At 60.7% G+C, this 16,604-nt stretch carries 18 protein-coding genes; 14 read left to right on the top strand and 4 right to left on the bottom strand.

Translation table 11 applies throughout. The features are described 5' to 3' along the window. Positions 1 to 139 precede the first annotated feature (139 nt). From rlmD to ABD919_RS21935, 6 genes are all read left to right on the top strand, one after another. Positions 140 to 1,552, top strand: coding sequence for a 23S rRNA (uracil(1939)-C(5))-methyltransferase RlmD (rlmD, locus tag ABD919_RS21960; RefSeq protein ID WP_345238236.1), 1,413 nt, complete (start codon positions 140 to 142; stop codon positions 1,550 to 1,552). A 1-nt stretch (position 1,553) separates the two neighbouring features. Next, the gene (locus tag ABD919_RS21955) at positions 1,554 to 1,889 is read left to right on the top strand and encodes a hypothetical protein (protein WP_345238235.1); all 336 of its coding nucleotides are present in this window, start codon (positions 1,554 to 1,556) and stop codon (positions 1,887 to 1,889) included. A 94-nt stretch (positions 1,890 to 1,983) separates the two neighbouring features. Further along, positions 1,984 to 2,529 (top strand): hypothetical protein, encoded by a 546-nt coding sequence (locus ABD919_RS21950; RefSeq protein ID WP_345238234.1) that lies wholly within the window; start codon positions 1,984 to 1,986, stop codon positions 2,527 to 2,529. An 11-nt stretch (positions 2,530 to 2,540) separates the two neighbouring features. Next, positions 2,541 to 3,017 (top strand): hypothetical protein, encoded by a 477-nt coding sequence (locus ABD919_RS21945; protein ID WP_345238233.1) that lies wholly within the window; start codon positions 2,541 to 2,543, stop codon positions 3,015 to 3,017. A gap of 9 nt (positions 3,018 to 3,026) precedes the next feature. Beyond that, entirely contained in the window at positions 3,027 to 3,401 is a 375-nt protein-coding gene (locus ABD919_RS21940) for a hypothetical protein (RefSeq protein ID WP_345238232.1), read from the top strand. Positions 3,402 to 3,527: 126 nt separating this feature from the next. Next, a complete protein-coding gene (locus ABD919_RS21935) occupies positions 3,528 to 4,469 on the top strand; it encodes a hypothetical protein (RefSeq protein ID WP_345238231.1) in 942 nt (313 codons plus the stop codon). A gap of 164 nt (positions 4,470 to 4,633) precedes the next feature. On the opposite strand, the gene thiL is transcribed toward ABD919_RS21935, so the two are convergent. Both thiL and ABD919_RS21925 read right to left on the bottom strand, forming a co-directional pair. Beyond that, positions 4,634 to 5,662, bottom strand: coding sequence for a thiamine-phosphate kinase (gene thiL, locus ABD919_RS21930; protein WP_345238230.1), 1,029 nt, complete (start codon positions 5,660 to 5,662; stop codon positions 4,634 to 4,636). A gap of 170 nt (positions 5,663 to 5,832) precedes the next feature. Then, positions 5,833 to 6,999, bottom strand: coding sequence for a T9SS type A sorting domain-containing protein (locus ABD919_RS21925; protein ID WP_345238229.1), 1,167 nt, complete (start codon positions 6,997 to 6,999; stop codon positions 5,833 to 5,835). Positions 7,000 to 7,203: 204 nt separating this feature from the next. On the opposite strand from ABD919_RS21925, the gene ABD919_RS21920 reads away from it, so the two are divergent. From ABD919_RS21920 to ABD919_RS21890, 7 genes are all read left to right on the top strand, one after another. Beyond that, on the top strand, positions 7,204 to 7,797 hold the full coding sequence (locus ABD919_RS21920) for a TetR/AcrR family transcriptional regulator (protein WP_345238228.1): 594 nt from the start codon (positions 7,204 to 7,206) through the stop codon (positions 7,795 to 7,797). 95 nt (positions 7,798 to 7,892) lie between these two features. Next, positions 7,893 to 8,885, top strand: coding sequence for a 1,2-phenylacetyl-CoA epoxidase subunit PaaA (gene paaA, locus ABD919_RS21915; protein WP_345238227.1), 993 nt, complete (start codon positions 7,893 to 7,895; stop codon positions 8,883 to 8,885). 140 nt (positions 8,886 to 9,025) lie between these two features. Continuing rightward, positions 9,026 to 9,703, top strand: a complete 678-nt coding sequence (locus ABD919_RS21910) for a phenylacetic acid degradation b (RefSeq protein ID WP_345238226.1) — start codon at positions 9,026 to 9,028, stop codon at positions 9,701 to 9,703. Positions 9,704 to 9,707: 4 nt separating this feature from the next. Further along, a complete protein-coding gene (gene paaC / locus ABD919_RS21905; RefSeq protein WP_345238225.1) occupies positions 9,708 to 10,457 on the top strand; it encodes a 1,2-phenylacetyl-CoA epoxidase subunit PaaC in 750 nt (249 codons plus the stop codon). A 74-nt stretch (positions 10,458 to 10,531) separates the two neighbouring features. After that, complete coding sequence (gene paaD, locus ABD919_RS21900; protein WP_345238224.1) at positions 10,532 to 11,047, top strand: 1,2-phenylacetyl-CoA epoxidase subunit PaaD; 516 nt, start codon at positions 10,532 to 10,534, stop codon at positions 11,045 to 11,047. A gap of 119 nt (positions 11,048 to 11,166) precedes the next feature. Beyond that, positions 11,167 to 11,769, top strand: a complete 603-nt coding sequence (locus ABD919_RS21895; protein ID WP_345238223.1) for a hypothetical protein — start codon at positions 11,167 to 11,169, stop codon at positions 11,767 to 11,769. A 208-nt stretch (positions 11,770 to 11,977) separates the two neighbouring features. Beyond that, positions 11,978 to 12,349 carry a hypothetical protein gene (locus ABD919_RS21890; protein ID WP_345238222.1) on the top strand — a complete coding sequence of 124 codons (372 nt, stop codon included), beginning with the start codon at positions 11,978 to 11,980 and terminating at the stop codon, positions 12,347 to 12,349. 75 nt (positions 12,350 to 12,424) lie between these two features. On the opposite strand, the gene ABD919_RS21885 is transcribed toward ABD919_RS21890, so the two are convergent. After that, positions 12,425 to 14,167: a M3 family oligoendopeptidase gene (locus ABD919_RS21885; protein WP_345238221.1), complete on the bottom strand. Its 1,743-nt coding sequence runs from the start codon at positions 14,165 to 14,167 to the stop codon at positions 12,425 to 12,427. 216 nt (positions 14,168 to 14,383) lie between these two features. After that, the gene (locus ABD919_RS21880; RefSeq protein ID WP_345238220.1) at positions 14,384 to 15,484 is read right to left on the bottom strand and encodes a 2Fe-2S iron-sulfur cluster-binding protein; all 1,101 of its coding nucleotides are present in this window, start codon (positions 15,482 to 15,484) and stop codon (positions 14,384 to 14,386) included. A 178-nt stretch (positions 15,485 to 15,662) separates the two neighbouring features. On the opposite strand from ABD919_RS21880, the gene ABD919_RS21875 reads away from it, so the two are divergent. Next, positions 15,663 to 16,355: a peptidoglycan DD-metalloendopeptidase family protein gene (locus ABD919_RS21875; protein ID WP_345238219.1), complete on the top strand. Its 693-nt coding sequence runs from the start codon at positions 15,663 to 15,665 to the stop codon at positions 16,353 to 16,355. Positions 16,356 to 16,604 lie beyond the last annotated feature (249 nt).

Raw genomic sequence — 16,604 nt, 5'->3', positions numbered from 1 at the left:
GTGGCCATTTCTTTTATTGTTTGCTGACGATTGGACTTTCGAATCCGTTCTTATCCGTTAAATCCGCGTCAATCTGCGGTTCAGAATCCGTTCTTATCCGTCTAATCCGTTAAAATCTGCGGTCTACCTTTGCCCTCAAATGAGAGCAGATAAGAAAATTCCCGCTGAAGCGCTTCAGCACGTCGAGATTCAGGATATGGTGGCCGAGGGCAAGTGCCTGGTGCGCGTGGGCAACCTGGTGATTTTTGTGTCGCAGGTAGCGCCCGGCGACGTGGTGGACCTGCGCGTGACCAAGTCCAAAAAGAGCTTCCTGGAGGCCGTACCGACCAAGTTTCATAAGTATTCGGAGCTGCGCGTGACGCCCTTCTGCCAGCACTTCGGCACCTGCGGGGGCTGCAAGTGGCAGCACCTGGGCTACGACACCCAGCTGCGCTACAAGCAGCAGCAGGTGGAAGACACCCTGCAGCGCATCGGCAAGGTGCAGCTGCCCGAAATCCAGCAGATTCTGCCCTCGCCCCAGCGCACCTACTACCGCAACAAGCTGGAATATACCTTCAGCTTCAACGGCTGGCTCACCGAAGACCAGATTAAGGACGACACCCAGCAGTACGACCGCCGCGTGCTGGGCTTCCACACGCCGGCCCGCTTCGATAAGATTATCGACATCCAGCACTGCCACCTGCAGCCCGAGCCCAGCAACGAAATCCGCCTCTTCATCCGCGACTACGCCCGTGAGCACATGCTGCGCTTCGGCAACATCGTGAAGCAGACCGGCAACCTGCGCAACCTCATTGTCCGCACGGCCCAGACTACCGGCGAAATCATGGTGATTCTGCAGTGCTACCTGCCCCACCACAGCATCGAGCCCCTGCTGGATGCCGTGTACGCCAAGTTCCCGCAGATTACCTCGCTCAACTACGTGCTCAACAACAAGGGCAACGAAACCTTCCACGACCTGGAAGTGGTGAACTACAAGGGCAAGCCCTACATCGAGGAGGAGATGGAAGGCCTGCGCTTCCGCATCGGCCCCAAGTCGTTTTACCAGACCAACTCCGAAGGCGCCTACCAGCTCTACAAGGTGGCCCGCGACTTCGCCGAGCTCAAAGGCAACGAGCTGGTGTACGACCTCTACACCGGCGCCGGCACCATCGCCAGCTTCGTGAGCAAGCAGGCCAAGCGGGTGATTGGCGTGGAATACGTGGAGCAGGCCGTGGCCGACGCCCACGTAAACGCCGAAATCAACGGCATCACCAACATGGCCTTCGTGGCCGGCGACATGAAGGACATCCTCACCCCCGCCTTCACCGAGCAGCACGGCCAGCCCGACCTCATCATCACCGACCCGCCCCGGGCCGGCATGCACCCCGACGTGGTGCAGCGCCTGCTGGAAATGCGCTGCCCCCGCATCGTGTATATCTCCTGCAACCCCGCCACCCAGGCGCGGGATTTGGAGCTATTGGATGCCGCCTACGCCGTGACGCGGGTGCAGCCGGTGGATATGTTCCCGCACACGCACCACGTGGAGAATGTGGTGCTGCTGGAGTTGAAGTAGGATGACGTTTGAGCAGAACCGGCGCAAAACCTTCCGTTGGTTGTACGCAGCATTGGCAGTTCTGCCTCTTGCTTTGTATTGGCTGATTCAGTGGGTATTTCAAGGCCGCTCTATCTACTTTACGCGCCAGTATACTGGCCTGCACAATGCCTTGGGCCATCTACTCTGCATCTCTTTTGCCTTCTACTTTGGGCTTGCGCTGTGGAATATTTGGCAGGGCAGGCAGGCTCCCGTTCCGCAATGGCTGAACGCCATGCTGCTGGTCATCTTGCTGTTTGCCTTGCTGGTTGCCTTGTGGCTCAACGGCATGGCCCTCGCCTTGCGCAACGCTTCTTAAAGCCTTATTTAGGCGTACCTACTATATGGACTATTTCAACGACCCCGAGCTGAACGGCAAATAGACTAATCCTCCCCTCCTGTTTTTCACCATTATGAGCTTCTGGTACCCTAACCTAAGTGAAGAGCAGGTCGCCCAATCAATCCGCGAAAACCGGCTGGTAATTCCGCCCAACTGGTCCAGCAAGGTATTTGGTGCGCTGTTTATCCTGGTGTACTGGGGCTTTTGCGGGTATTTCATATTCAATGCGCCTACCACTGCTTACCGGATACTAGCCGCGCTGCTGTTCCCGTTTCTGGGCTGGCTGTTTTTCTACGCCGTATACTGCCAGCTGCGCGAAAACCGGCTGACCACCCTGGAAACCGGGCTGAGCGCCGAAGCAAACCATCAGCTGATTGTAACGGTTTTCAACGAGTTGAACTGGAACATCCAGCAGAACACCCCGCAAATGGTACGGGCTTTCCCCAACGGCTACATCCGGCAGGTGGGCATTGCCTTTATCCAGCCGGACAAGGTTCTGCTGAACGTCCTGCACCTGGGTCATCGCAGGGGAAGGTTTCCCTTCTCCTTTGGCCTGAACGAACGGACACTGCAGCTGCTGATTAACCGTATTCGCCAGCATTTGGCGGTTAGCTCTTAACCAATTGCCCTATGCTTTTTGTCGACAACGAAACAATTCGCTATAAGGCTCCGGCAGTGCGGACCACGGGTAGTGTCCGGTACGCGCCCTCCTTTTTAATGCGGTTAGCTGACGTCCGCGTGGTCGGCTATGCGCCGCGGATAATTGGCGACGATGAATCAGGCTTTCTTGTCCTGATTTCTGCCCAACGCGTAGTCAACTATTTCAACCTTGACACCGTCGGCACGGTTGAGCTGGACAAGCTAAAACGTGTTTTTGGTTATAATCTCGCAGATGACATACCGGCCGTTTTCTGGGAAGAAGCTAACTGGCAGTCCTTTATCTTGTTCCCTAAAGCACTTGCCGGCCAGCCTCTCTTTCAGTCCTGGAGCTGGTTTTCATTGCGGGGCTTTCTAAAAAACTTTGGCAGACATCTGAGCCTGGATAACCCCATGTGGGAAAGGCCAACCAATGCCGTCAGTGAGTACCTGGCGGCTACCCGTCATTAAACTTTTCTTATGGACTACGCCAACGACCCCGAGCTGAACGGCAAATACCTCGGCAGCATCACCAAGGACTTCGTGAAGGTGTGCGACACCCTCGCCGAAGCCTCCAGCCAGATTCGCAAGCGCGACATCAGCCAATACCCCATCTTCGTGTTTGCCAAGCAGGAAGTGCCCCTGGGCGGCCTGCTCGTGAATGCCGACGAGCTGAATCTGGACTGGCACGTTTTCGCCAGCTACCTGGAGCTGTTCGTGCAGCAGGGCATCGTGGCCGCCGAGGGTGTAGAAGCCTTTCAGGCCACCTACAAGGATGCCAATGAGTACTGCTGCCTGTTCGTGCTGGACAAGGAGTTTACCAACTTCGTGTTTGTGCCCTACCCGGAGGATTAAGCCATTTACTGCTTGATGTAGAGACGCAAGATATTAGCTGCGCTGACCTTCGGTTGCGTCTCTACATCGTCGTTTTACAAACCTTGCCTCCTTATGCTGCGCAGCTCCCCCCCACTTATTTTAGGCTTGCATTTGTTGCTCCTGCTGGGCGGGGCCAACTGCTCGTCCTCTCCCACGGAAGCGCCAGCTGAAACCACTGCGACAAAAGCCGCCCCGCTTCCCCCCGAGTTCGGCGCCTACTGGTTCCAGGGCAAGGCCGAGCTCACGAGCTACGACCTGGAGCAGGCCCGCTACGGCGAAATCCACAAGGGCGAGGCAGCCCTAATCTTCGTCACCGAAGACTTCTCCCGCCGCAAGCAGGTGAAGCTCGACAACCCCGCCCAGGCCCCGGCCAGCGACAAGGTGCCCGTGCTCAAGCTCAACTTCGAGAAGAAGTTTCTCACCGGCATCTATCCTTACTCCATCCTCACCTCCACCTTCACCCCCCTGGAGCTAGGCACCGACCCACACACCCTCAAGGTGAGCACCTCGGTGCAGGAATGGTGCGGCCACATCTTCACCCAGCTCAACCTGCGCAAAAAGGAGTACGCCGTATCGCAGAAGTCCTACTTCGAAAGCGAGGGCGACAGTGAAACCACCTTGCCACTCGCCCTGCTCGAAGACGAGCTGTGGAGCCGCCTGCGCCTCAACCCCGCCGGCCTGCCCACCGGCAGCCTGCGCATCGTGCCGGCCACCGCCTACATCCGTCTGCAGCACCTGCCCCTGCAAGCTGAAGCCGCCACCGCCACCCTGGCCGCTGCCCCGGCCAGTAACCGCTTCAAAGCAACCGGCCTGCAGGTATACAAGCTCACCTATACCTCCGGCCGCAGCCTGGCCATCTACTTCGAGTCGGTCTTCCCCCACCGCATCCTCGGCTGGGACGAAACCTACCTCGACAAGCCCGGCGCGAAAGAGCCCCGGCAGCTCACCACCCGCGCCACCCGCAAGCGCAGCCTGCAGCTCGACTACTGGCGCACCCACAACAACGAGCACCTCAATTGGCGGGACTCGCTGGGGCTGAGCCGTTAGCCCCACCCCCGACCCCTCCCCTGCGGGGAGGGGAGCCAGTCATGTTTCAGTTCAGGCAAGATACACACCTATAATAACAGGAATGCCCCACTACTGGCTGTAGTGGGGCATTCCTATTAATCGTCAGGCTCCCCTCCCCCGCAGGGGAGGGGTCGGGGGTGGGGCTAAAACGCCGTCCACCCCTGGGCCTGCAGGGGCACGGCCTGGCCGCCCTTGGTAATCAGGTTCACCGCGTCCTCCTTCTCTGTCAGGTGGCCGATGATGGTAATATCCGGGTGGTTTTTGATTTTGGCGTGGTCGGTAACCGGCACGGTGAACAGCAGCTCGTAGTCTTCGCCGCCGTTCAGGGCGCAGGTGATGGGGTCGAGGTTGAACTCGGCGGCGGCTTCCAGCGTGGGGTTGGCCAGGGGCAGGTACTCGCTGAATACCCGGGCCCCGGTGCCACTGCCCGCGCAGAGGTGCATCACCTCCGAGGCCAGGCCGTCGGAGATGTCAATCATGCTGGTGGGCGTCACACCCAGCTCGCGCAGCTCGTGCACGATGTCGAGGCGGGCTTCGGGCTTGAGCTGGCGCTGCACCACGTACTCGTAGCTGCCCAGCTCGGGCTGGGTTTCGGGGTCGGCCAGGAAGGCCTGCTTTTCGCGTTCCAGCACCTGCAGGCCCAGGAAGGCCCCGCCCAGGTCGCCGCTCACGCAGAGCAGGTCGGTGGGCTTGCCGCCGCTGCGCCGCACAGCCTTGCCGGCCTCCACCTGGCCCAGCGCCGTGATGGAGATGGTGAGCCCGCCGCGGCTGGAGGTGGTGTCGCCGCCCACCAGGTCTACCTTGTAGGCCTCGCAGGCCAGGCGCATGCCCTCGTACAGCTCCTCAATGGCTTCGACGGTCAGGCGTGGGCCGGTCGACAGCCCCACCACAATCTGCGTAGGCACGGCATTCATGGCAGCAATGTCCGACACGTTTACGGCCACCGCCTTGTACCCCAGGTGGCGCAGCGGGCAGAACATCAGGTCGAAGTGTATGCCCTCCACCAGCAGGTCGGTCGATACCACCACTTCCTGCCCGGCGGCCGGCGCGAGAATGGCCGCGTCGTCGCCAATGCCCAGCACCGTGCTGGGCTGGCGCAGGTTAATTTTCTGTTGCAGGCGCCGGATAAGCGCAAATTCGCCAATGTCTTTGAGGGGAGTGAGGCTGGCCATTTTCTAGTTGTCAGTTGTTCGTTGTCAGTTGTCAGGATTGTTCTGATGCCTGTTTCTTCAGAACAATCTGACAACTGGCAACGAACAACTGACAACCACCCCCCAAAAGTACGCCCATAAAAAAAGGAGGGAATTGCTTCCCTCCTTTTTCCTTGCCAAAGCGCGATGATTTACTGCACCACCAGCTCTTTGTACACTTTCGTCTGGCCGTCGGTGCTCACGAACTGCACGAAGTACAGACCGGCTTTCAGGCTCGAGATGTCGAGGGTGATGTTTTCCTGGCCGGTGCCTTTGGGCTGGGCGCTGATGCGCTGACCGAGGTTGTTCAACACCACTACGCTGCCCACGTTGGCATCCTTAATCTGCACCGTGGCCGAGCCGTGGGCCGGGTTGGGGTAGATGCTGATGTTGTTGTTGAACTTCTCCAGCGTGCTGCTGATGGTGGTCTGGTAGGCACCGAAGGGACCGGTGTAGTCGAGGTGCTCGCCCAGACGGTCGTAGAGCTGGCCGCCGGGGTTGTTGGCGCCCATGGGGCCGTTGAAGGCCGTGCCGTACATCATCCACTCGTTGGCGATGTTGTAGCCGCCGGGGTTACGCACGGGCGGGTTGGAGCCAGGCACGTTCTGGGGCGCGGGGTTCACGCGCACCCCACTCGACACGCTGGGGCGGCGCATGATGGACTGGTTGGCTGAGAGCACGAACACGGCCGGGGTACCATCGGCGGGGTTGGTGCCGCTCCAGTTGCCGGTGCCGGTGCCGCCGCTGGCCAGCAGGGGCTGCTCGCCAATCGAGCCGATGATGTCGATGATGATGCCCGCGCTCACGTTGGGCTGGCCGGCCGTGCCGCTGGGGTAGCGCACCAGGGCCATGGCGTCGTCGCCGTTGAAGTGCACCGTGCCGCCTACCTGAATCACGTTAGGCGAAGTAGCCGGGTTGGTCGGCGTGTTCTGGCGCGGGGCGCTGTACTGCGACACTACGCTGGTGATTTCCGTCAGGGTTACTTCGGGGTGAGCTACTACGTGCACGGCACGCGAGTTCAGCACGTTGGCCCCCGTGCGGCGCATCAGGCGCTCTTCTTCCATCAGCGGGCTGCCTAGGGGAGCGCCGTTGGAGTAGCGGCGGATGGAGTAAGGGTTGAGGTTAACCGCCGAGGTAGTGGGGTTAAAGATTTCAATGGCCTTCTCGTTGCCGGTCGAGTTCGATACGCCACCGTTGTAGCTGGTGCCGTTCTGGTGGGCACCTTCGTTATATTCCGAGAAGAAAAGCTCCGTGCCTTGTGCCTGAGCAGTTCCCGTCAGCAGCAGGGCCGACAAGAGGAGATAGTACTGTTTTTTCATAAACATTGAGGGGATGAAGGTCTAAGCCAGCGCAAAGATACGAGTTTGCGTCGGCTTGGTTAATTCCCCCCCTGTAAACATTTTGCGGCCCGGTTTCAAGGAAAGATTTGAACTTCAACCGCAACCACCTGCCGCACCAGTAAGCAGGTAGTGAAACTTGATTTTACTAACGAGCGTTAGCAAGTGTATATTTGTCGCACTGCCATGACCAGCCCTGCTCCCACCCGCTCGCGTAAAGCCCAGATAGACCACACCGCCACGGCCCTGTTTCGGGCCCAGGGCTTTGCGGCTACCAGCATGCGCGAGCTGGCCACCGCCCTGGGCCTGGAAGCCGGCAGTCTCTATTCCCACATCAAGTCCAAGGAGGAGATTCTGCACCGCGTGTGCTTCGGGCTGGCGCAGGAATTCTTCGCGGGCTTCGAGCAGGCTACTTCCCAGGCGGCGTCTATCGGCGGGCAGCTGCGCCAGGCCATTGAGGCCCACGTGCGGGTGCTAACCCGCGACGTAGCAGCCTCGGCGGTTTTTCTGCACGAGTGGCGCCACCTGAGCGAGCCGGCCCGCAGCGAGTTTCTGGCTTTGCGCGAGCGGTACGAGGCCCAGTTCCGTGCCCTGGTGCAGCGCGGCCTCGACGCCGGTGAGCTGGCAGCTCCCGATGCGGCCTTTGCCACCCTTACCCTGCTGGCCAGCCTGAACTGGCTGCCTACCTGGTACCGCCCCGACGGCAAGCTCAGCCCCGATGACATTGCCCACCGCCTGGCCGACCAGCTTATCAACGGACTTTCGCCAATGGGTGAATGAGCGAATGGGTGAACGGGTGAATGTTTTTTCATCTGTTCCCCGGCTCTCCTGCATCATTCACCCATCCCTTCATTCACCCATTCACCCATTGCCTTATGTACGGTTCCGCCAGCACCCACGACCTGCCGACCCACGCCCCCACCGGCCTGGAAAACGAAGACCCCATCCTGCTGGCCGAGTTTGAGGCCCGCATTGCCCGCGGTGAAAAGATTGAGCCCGGCGACTGGATGCCCGCCCTTTACCGCAAGCAGCTCACCCGCATGATTGAGCAGCATGCCCACTCCGAAATCATCGGCTCCCTGCCCGAGGGAACCTGGATTACCCGCGCCCCGGGCTTCCGCCGCAAGATGGCGCAGATGGCCAAGGTGCAGGACGAGGTAGGCCACGCCCAGCTGCTGTACTCGGCCGCCGAAACCCTGGGCAAGACCCGCGAGCAGATGCTGGTCGACCTCATCAACGGCAAGAGCAAGTACTCCAACGTCTTCAACTACCCCACCCCTACCTGGGCCGACTCCAACGTTATTTCCTGGCTGATTGATGCCGGCGCCATCGTCAACCAGCTGGCCAACGCCAAGGGCAGCTACGGCCCCTACTGCCGCGCCCTCGACCGCATCTGCGCCGAGGAGGCCTTCCACCTCAAGTACGGGCACGACGCCGTGGTGCACATGGCCACCGGCACGCCCATTCAGCGCCAGATGATGCAGGAAGCCCTCAACCGCTGGTGGCCGGCCATCATGACTTTCTTCGGCCCCTCGGATAAGATGAGCGTGCACACCGAAATCCTGATGCGCTGGAAAGTGAAGATGGCTTCTAATGACGAGTGCCGCAACCAGTTCCTCGACATGTACGTGCCCAAAATCTGGGAGCTGGGCCTGACCCTGCCCGACCCCAACCTGCGCAAAAACGAGGAAACCGGGCAGTGGGAATTCACCGAGCCCGACTGGGAAGACTTCAAGCGCGTGATTAACGGCGACGGCCCCTGCAACGCCGAGCGCCTGGCCGTGCGCCGCGCCGCCGAGGAAAACGGCGCCTGGGTGCGCCGCGCCCTCAAAACGCCCAAAGCCCAGTACGTGCGCCCGCTGGCCTAGTGTTAAAGCAAAAAGAACGTCATGCTGAGCGGAGTCGAAGCATCTCTATCACGAGAGTAAATCCTTTTTGTTGGAATTACTTCCCCTGGCAAGATGCTTCGACAGGCTCAGCATGACGGCCTTTAACCCAATTGATTACAATGATACAATCATTAGACCCGCGCATGAACCGCCTGGGGCTGCCCGATGCTCCGGCGGCACCCGCTGCAAAGGAAGCCCTCGACCAGTTTGCCACTTACGAGGTTTTTCACCAGAAAAAGGAAGGCGCCCCTTACGTATATGTAGGCCCGGTGCACGCCCCCGAAGCCGACGTGGCTTTTCTGTTTGCCAAGGAGCAGTACAGCCGGCGCTTCACCTGCTCGGGCATGTGGGTGGTGCCCACGGCCGCCATTACCGTCACAGCCTACGTGGGCGACCAGGAGTCGGCCTATGATACGCTGCCGGTTCAAGCTTCTGAAGCAGCTGCTGCGCCAACGGAAGGACGCAACGGCGACGACACCGCTGCTGAAGTTGCTGCTTATGAGGCCGGGGAAGAAGACTACGACATCTTCCACCTGAAAAAGCGCGGCAAAGCCCACCAGCACGTGGGCAAGGTGCGGGCGGCATCGCCGGCAGCCGCACTGCAGGTAGCCAGGGCCGTTTTTGGCGAGCAGCGCCCCGTGGTGAACGTATGGGCCGTGCGCAGCGCCGACGTGCTGCGCTCCGACGAGGACGACCGCGACATCTGGGCCACCACACCCGAGAAAAAGTACCGCGACGCCATTGCCTACCGTGTGCAGGACCGCATCGAAAAATTCAAGGCTGAAAACCCTCAGTAGCCCCATGGACCCAAAACTCGACCTCTTATACCGCCTGGCCGACGACCAGCTTATTCTTGGCCACCGCAACTCGGAGTGGAACGGCCTGGGGCCGATTCTGGAAGAAGACATTGCTTTTTCGAGCATGGCCCAGGACAAGCTCGGCCACAGCCTGCAGCTGTATGGCTTGCTGCACCAGTTGGGCGAAGCCGAGCCCGACACCGTGGCCTTCACCCGCAATGCCCCGCAGTTTCACTGCTGCCAACTGGTGGAGCTGCCCATCGGCGGCTACGACTTCAGCCTGACCCGCCACTTTCTGTTCGACCACGCCGAGCTGCTGCGCTTTGAGGCCCTGGCCGGCAGCAGCTACGAGCCCCTGGCCCAGGTGGCCCGCAAGCTGCGCGGCGAGCTCAAGTACCACGTGCTGCACGCCAACACCTGGATGAAGCGGCTGGGTACGGCCACCGAGGAAGCCATTGAGCGCATGCAGCGAGCTCTGAACGAAACCCTCCCCTACGCCCTCGGCATCTTTGAAAAGACCGGGGCCGAAGCCGATATCATCAGCTCCGGCTTATTTATCGGGGAAGACGAGCTGAAAAGCCGCTGGCAGGAAAGCATTGCCAGGGTGCTAAGCCAGACGGCGCTGGAGCTGCCCGAGCTGCAAACCATTACTCCCGTTCTTGGTGGCCGCCAGGGCCAGCACACCCCGCACCTGCAGCCCCTGCTGGACGAGATGGCCGAAGTGTTCCGCCTCGACCCAACTGCCGACTGGTAAGGTTGATAAGCTGTTAGCTAATAGCGGAGGCCTTTAACCGGCCTTTGGCTGTTGGCCTTTTTTCTTTCAGAATTATGCAGAACGAAGCTAACAGCTTTCAGCTACCAGCTAAAAGCCAGATACTAGAGTGGCTGCAGGCCGTGAAGGACCCCGAGATTCCCACCATCTCGCTGGTGGACCTGGGCGTGATTCGGGCTGTGGAGCTGGACGAGGCCACGGGCAAAGTGTACGTGCAGCTCACGCCCACCTTCGCCGGCTGCCCGGCCATGGACTACATGAAGCGCGACGTGGAGCGCACCTTGCTCAGCCATGGCGTACCGGCGGTGGAAGTGGAAATCAGCCTGCGCGAGGCCTGGAGCTCCGACATGCTGACCGATGCCGGCCGGGAAGCCCTTCGCCAGCACAAGCTGTCGCCCCCACCGGTGCTGGGCAACCAGGTGCTGGACCTCGACTTTCTGGAATATGCGGAGTGCCCCAACTGCCAGGGGCACAATACCGAGCTGCGGACGCCGTTCGGTGCTACCTTGTGCCGGGCCGTGCATTACTGCCACGACTGCCGCCAGCTGTTCGAGCAGTTTAAGCCTATTTAGGGCTGGGATATGTAGGTTAGGGCTCAGACTACGTTATTTAGCTTTTAGTGAACCGCTGGTTGGAACAAGCAACCCCGGATAAAGCGTTTTTTCTGCAACACCTAAAGCATTTTTGCACCTTGAACTCCATCAAATCTGCCGTTTTCGGCCTTTTGCTCGTCACTGCCTGTGCCGCCTCCTGTAAGCGCGATGGCAGCAAAACCGCAACTCTCGACCCCGCTTCGGCCACATCTGTAAAAGCCCAGCTTGACGTGCTGCGCGACTCCGTAGAAATAAAATGGCGGACTATGACGGAAAGCGACGACCAGAAAATCGGCGTTACGCGCTTGCTGCTGCAGGAGCTGCAAAAGCAGCCCGGGGCCAACGTAGCCCAGCTGCAAAGCCTCACCAAGGCTAACAACCGCCTGAAAGCCCTTCGCTACGACCAGCAAACCATGGCCAGCTCCGACCTGATTGACCGCTACGACGCGGCCCAGGACTCGCTGCTGCATGCCCTCTACCCCATTGCGGCGCCTGAGGGGGCTGCCCCCACCGAAAATGCCCGCAACTTCGTGGAAGGCCTGCAGCAGCTCGACGACGGCGTGGTTGGCTTCCGCGTGCAGTATGACCGCGCGGCCAAGCAGTACAACAACTACCTCAAGCTGCACCAGGACAAGGTGCAGTCGCTGGGCGGCAAGTACTCGGAGCTGAAGCCTCTGCCGCTGTTTGAGCTGTCGCAGTAAGCTGGTCTGCTGCCTTAACACGTTAAAGCCCCGTTGGTGGAACAGCCCTGCAAAGAGCATTCCGCCAACGGGGCTTTTTTGCAGCCGGGTTCAACGGCCTTCTCTGTTTGTGGACGGTCTGAACACAGATTACAGCCACTACCTATGGACAAAGCAACCGGCGCCACAGGGTGCCGGTCAGAGCGGTGAATCCTAATTTTTACTGCTTATGTTTTCTTCCATCCTTTCTCCCCGAACCTTGGCTGCGGGCCTGCTGCTGGCAGTAGCAGGCCTGAGCAGCAGCTGCCAAAAAGAAACCATTGAGGACTTGGAGCCCCCACGGAATATTTGCCCCGAGCCCTTCGACTGCGCTATGCTAGTAACCGTGCGCGACCTGACCGGCCTCGACGGCTGCGGCAAAGTGCTGGTGCTGGCCGACGGTACCCGCCTGGAGCCCACCGGCGCGGTCTGGACCAATTTCCCCTCGGCCGACGGGCAGCGCGTGCTGGTAGGCTACCGGCCCGTAGCCGGGGGCAGCATCTGCATGGTAGGGCAGCTGGTGGAGGTCACCTGCATCCGGCCAGCCAATTCCAATAACTAAACCGGCACTTGCTTTAACGACAAGGCCCGGCGCTGGGTGCAGCGCCGGGCCTTGTTATTGGCAAAGAAAACTGAGTTACAGCGCTTCCATTTCCCCGCGCACGAAGTCAGCCAGGCTGCGCAGGTAGCTGGTGCTGAAATCGAAGCGGATGCCGGCGGCGGCGTAAATCTCCCCGATAGGCGCCGTGTAGCCCAGGGCCAGGGCGCGCTTGTACGCGGCCAGCCCTTCGGCCGGGTTCTGGCGGTAGTTGCGCCACACGGCAATGGCGCCAAGCTGGGCCATGGCGTACTCGATGTAGTAGAAAGGCACCTCGTAGATGTGCAGCTGCTTCTGCCACAGGTAGGGCTTGTAGTGCTCCAGCCCCTGCCAGTCTACGGTGCGCTGGTTGAACTCGTCGAACACCCGTACCCAGGCTTGCTGGCGTTCGGCCTCCGTATGCTGGGGGTGCTCGTAAATCCAGTGCTGGAACTTGTCGATGGTAGCCACCCAGGGGAAGGTTTCGAGCACACTTTCCAGATGGGTTTTCTTGGCCCGGCGCAGGTCGTCGGCATCGGGAAAGTACACGTCCCAGTGGTCCATGCTCATCAGCTCCATGCTCATCGAGGCCAGCTCGGCTACTTCTGACGGCGGGTGCTTGTCGGCTCCCAGCGGCAGGCGGCGGGTCAGGAAGGAGTGTACGGCGTGGCCGCCTTCGTGCACCATGGTCACCACGTCGCGCAGGCTGCTGGTGGCGTTCATGAAAATAAACGGCACCCCGGTTTCGTCGAGCGGGTAGTTGTAGCCGCCGGGGGCCTTGCCCTTGCGGCTTTCCAGGTCGAGGTGCCCCATCTGCCGCATGGTGCTCAGGCAGTCGCCTAAGTAGGAGTCGAGGCGCTGAAATACGGTAATGGTTTTCTCCAGCAGCTCCTCGCCCGTCCCGAAGGGCTCGAGCGGCGCCAGGCCCGTGGGGTCCACGTCCAGGTCCCAGGGGCGCAGAGCAGGCAGGCCCAGGTCCTGGCGCCGCTCCAGGTCAATGTCATCGATGAGAGGCACTACGGTTTCCCGAATGGCCGCGTGGAAGTCGAAGCAGTCCTGGGGCGTGTAGTCGAACCGGCCCAGGGAGGCAAACATGTAGTCGCGAAAGTTGGAGAAGCCCGCATTCAGCGCCATCTGATGGCGCAGCTGCACCAGCTCGGTAAACAGCTGGTCGAGGGGCTCGGCATCCTGCATGCGGCGCTCCTGCACGGCCCGGAACGCCTTTTCCCGGACGGCCCGGTCGGGGCTTTTGAGCAGGTCGGCGGCCTGGGGCAGGGTCAGCTCCTCCCCGTCCAGGGTCACCATCATGGCGCCCGCAATGGCGGCGTACTGCTGCTGCTTGGTGCTGACTTCGGTTTTCAGCGGGATGTTTTCGGCCCGGTAGATTTCCGAGGCCCGGCGCAGCGAGCGCAGAAACACGCGGAAGCGGTTTTCGTCCAGCCCGCCGAGGTAGGGCGAGGCCAGCATCTTCTCGTTCAGGGCGTGGTCGTAAGGCGCCACCTGCGGCTCAATCTCGTTCACGAAGTACTGAAAGGCCTCGGCCCGCTGCGGGTCCTGGGTGTCGCAGGTCATGTGAATGTAGCGCCAGGCCAGGTCTTCGCTGAGCACTGATTCCAGCTCGGAGCGGTCGAGCACCCAGCGCTCCAGCTCGTCGGCGCCGTGCAGGCGGCGGTCGCGCAGCTCTTCAAAAAAGGGCTGCAGCGTGGCCCAGTCGGTTACCTGAAAGTCCTCGGGCAGATAATGGCGCGGCGGGCGGGCCGTATCGGTGGCCGAGGCCGCAGCAGGTTCGGGAGTAAAAATCATGGTAAAGCGAAATATGACGGCTTTTCCGTCACGCAAACGTAGCGTCGGCGCAAGCACTTACTTACGCAAATAAAACAGCCCCGGCTCATGCCGGGACTGGTTTTAATTTGGATTTAATCAAGAAAGTCGCCTGTCGCATCAGCTCAACGCAGCAATTCCAGCGAGCAGCCGGTACGGAAACCTCAGCAACTGCCTTGAGCTGGCCAGGAGCGCCTGCTATCCAATCTCAATTACGACGTCGTCGGTCATGGGGTGGCCCACGCACACCAGCACATAGCCCTGCTTCATTTCGGAATCGGAGAGGCCTTCGCGCTCATCCAAGTGCACTTTTCCACTCAGGCACTTGCCGCGGCACGCTGTGCACAGGCCAGCCTGGCAGGAATAGGGTAGGTCGATGTCCTGGTCGAGGGCCGTTTCCAGAATGGTTTTGTTCGGGGGCACGTCGAGCACGTACTCGCTGCCTTCGTACTGAATGGTGACGCTGCGCGTGGCCGGAGCCCCGGCAGCCGCACCGGTCGTGACGTCGCCGTGCCCGTTGGGCTGAGCGGCGGCCACTTCGCTGGTGTCGGCCGAAGCTACGAAGCTCTCGCGGTGAATGCGGGCAGCGGGTACGCGCAGCAGGTCGAGGGCGGCGCGGGCCTCTTCCATCATGCCTTCGGGGCCGCACATGTAGTACTCGGCCTGGTCGGCCGGAAACTGGTGGCGCTGCTCCAGAATGCGCAGCAGCATGGTGCGGTTGAGGCGGCCGGTGTGCTGGTGGCCGCTGGTGGGGCGCAGGGGCTGGCTGTACACGTGCTCCACCTGCAGGCGGCCGTTGCTGCCGGCTTCCAGCTGCTGCAGCTGCTCTTTAAAAATCACCGACTCCTCGTTGCGGTTGCCATACACCAGCAGCACGTAGCTCTGGGGCTCCGACTTCAGCACCGCCTTCAGGATGGACATCAGCGGGGTGATGCCCGAGCCGGCGCCAACCAGCACCACCGAGCGGGCCGCCTTGGGGCTGGGCTTGAGCGTAAAGTTGCCGATGGGCGCCATCACCTCAATTTCCTGGCCTACCCGCACGGTGTCGAGCAGGTAGTTGCTTACCAGGCCGCCGGGCACGCGCTTTACCGTCACCGACAAGCGCGGCGCTTCGTGCGGCGTGCTGCTCAGGGAGTAGGCCCGGCGCTCCTTTTTGCCACCGGGCCCGCAGGGCAGAATCAGCGTCAGGAACTGGCCCGGCTGGCAGGCCAGGGGCTGGCGGTCGGGCCGCTCCAGGTGAATGGTGACGGCATCGGGGGTTTCTTGGGTAAGCGCAACTACGGTCAGGGAGTGGTACATGCGGGAAATAAACGCGTTTTAAAGCTGTAGAGTAGAAACTCAAAGGGGCTTCCGGTACTATAAGGCAAATGTGAACGAGTGGCAGCACGCTGTCACTTCAGCTGCAAAGGTAACTTGCGGGCGCGGCTGCCTAACAGGTGTTCGCTTTTTACCCATCATCAACACGCAACTCCCTGCTTTGTCACTCGCGTCCCTCCTTTTACGGCACCAGAACGAATTTGGCCCGGTGCTGCCCGTCGATTTGAACGGCCCCACCGTGGCCCGGCTGGATTTCACCGAAAACAACCCGCGCGTGGCCCGGGCCGACCTGCGCGACACCGCCGACTTCGACGCCCTGGTGAATGAGATGCTGGCCGAGCAAAACGCCGCCATCGGCGTGGGCGGCTACCTCGAAAACCGGGTTATCTACCGGCGCAGCCTGCACTTTGGGCCCGGGCAGACCGTGAATGCCCGCTCCCTGCACCTGGGCGTGGATGTGTGGATGCCCGCCAGCACCATCGTGCAGGCCCCGCTGCCCGCCGTGGTACACAGCCTGTTCGACAACGACAACTTCGGCGACTACGGCCCCACGGTCATCTTACAGCACGAGCTGGAAGACCAGACCTTCTACAGCCTCTACGGCCACCTTTCCCGCCTGGAGTGGCGCAGCCTCAGCGCCGGGCAGGTGCTGCAGCAGGGCGAAGCCTTCGCCACCATCGGCCCCTACCCCGAAAACGGCGACTGGCCCCCGCACCTGCACTTCCAGCTTATTGCCGACATGCAGGGCCGCTACGGCGACTTCCCCGGCGTGGCCTGCCCCGAAGAGCGAGAGAAGTGGGCGGAATTGTGCCCCGACCCGAATATCGTGCTGCAGTGCCAGAAGCTTGTCTGAACCACGGATTAACACGGATTTATTGTCTGAACCGCAGATTGACGCAGATTAAACATATAAGAACGGATTCTTTCGGATTCGTTCTTATCCGTTTTTGCTTAATCATGCTCCTTTCCAATCTGATTTTATTGAAATTAGTAGTTAGGCTTGTTAATAGACAGGTAGGGAAGCTGTTTAGGAAGTCGGGGTTGGGGCGATTTTGCGCAGCAACAGGACGGTAAAGGCGAGCCAGTGCCAAGCCAGCCAGTT

The organism is Hymenobacter saemangeumensis, from assembly GCF_039541835.1.
GTDB lineage: Bacteria > Bacteroidota > Bacteroidia > Cytophagales > Hymenobacteraceae > Hymenobacter > Hymenobacter saemangeumensis.
Note: the sequence above shows the minus strand (reverse complement) of the source record. Positions and strands in the feature narration are given on the sequence as shown.

Coding starts and splice junctions, on each gene's coding strand:
- rlmD (WP_345238236.1), top strand. CDS start 140: ATGAGAGCAGATAAGAAAATTCCCGCTGAAGCGCTTCAGCACGTCGAG.
- ABD919_RS21955 (WP_345238235.1), top strand. CDS start 1,554: ATGACGTTTGAGCAGAACCGGCGCAAAACCTTCCGTTGGTTGTACGCA.
- ABD919_RS21950 (WP_345238234.1), top strand. CDS start 1,984: ATGAGCTTCTGGTACCCTAACCTAAGTGAAGAGCAGGTCGCCCAATCA.
- ABD919_RS21945 (WP_345238233.1), top strand. CDS start 2,541: ATGCTTTTTGTCGACAACGAAACAATTCGCTATAAGGCTCCGGCAGTG.
- ABD919_RS21940 (WP_345238232.1), top strand. CDS start 3,027: ATGGACTACGCCAACGACCCCGAGCTGAACGGCAAATACCTCGGCAGC.
- thiL (WP_345238230.1), bottom strand. CDS start 5,662: ATGGCCAGCCTCACTCCCCTCAAAGACATTGGCGAATTTGCGCTTATC.
- ABD919_RS21925 (WP_345238229.1), bottom strand. CDS start 6,999: ATGAAAAAACAGTACTATCTCCTCTTGTCGGCCCTGCTGCTGACGGGA.
- ABD919_RS21920 (WP_345238228.1), top strand. CDS start 7,204: ATGACCAGCCCTGCTCCCACCCGCTCGCGTAAAGCCCAGATAGACCAC.
- paaA (WP_345238227.1), top strand. CDS start 7,893: ATGTACGGTTCCGCCAGCACCCACGACCTGCCGACCCACGCCCCCACC.
- ABD919_RS21910 (WP_345238226.1), top strand. CDS start 9,026: ATGATACAATCATTAGACCCGCGCATGAACCGCCTGGGGCTGCCCGAT.
- paaC (WP_345238225.1), top strand. CDS start 9,708: ATGGACCCAAAACTCGACCTCTTATACCGCCTGGCCGACGACCAGCTT.
- paaD (WP_345238224.1), top strand. CDS start 10,532: ATGCAGAACGAAGCTAACAGCTTTCAGCTACCAGCTAAAAGCCAGATA.
- ABD919_RS21890 (WP_345238222.1), top strand. CDS start 11,978: ATGTTTTCTTCCATCCTTTCTCCCCGAACCTTGGCTGCGGGCCTGCTG.
- ABD919_RS21885 (WP_345238221.1), bottom strand. CDS start 14,167: ATGATTTTTACTCCCGAACCTGCTGCGGCCTCGGCCACCGATACGGCC.
- ABD919_RS21880 (WP_345238220.1), bottom strand. CDS start 15,484: ATGTACCACTCCCTGACCGTAGTTGCGCTTACCCAAGAAACCCCCGAT.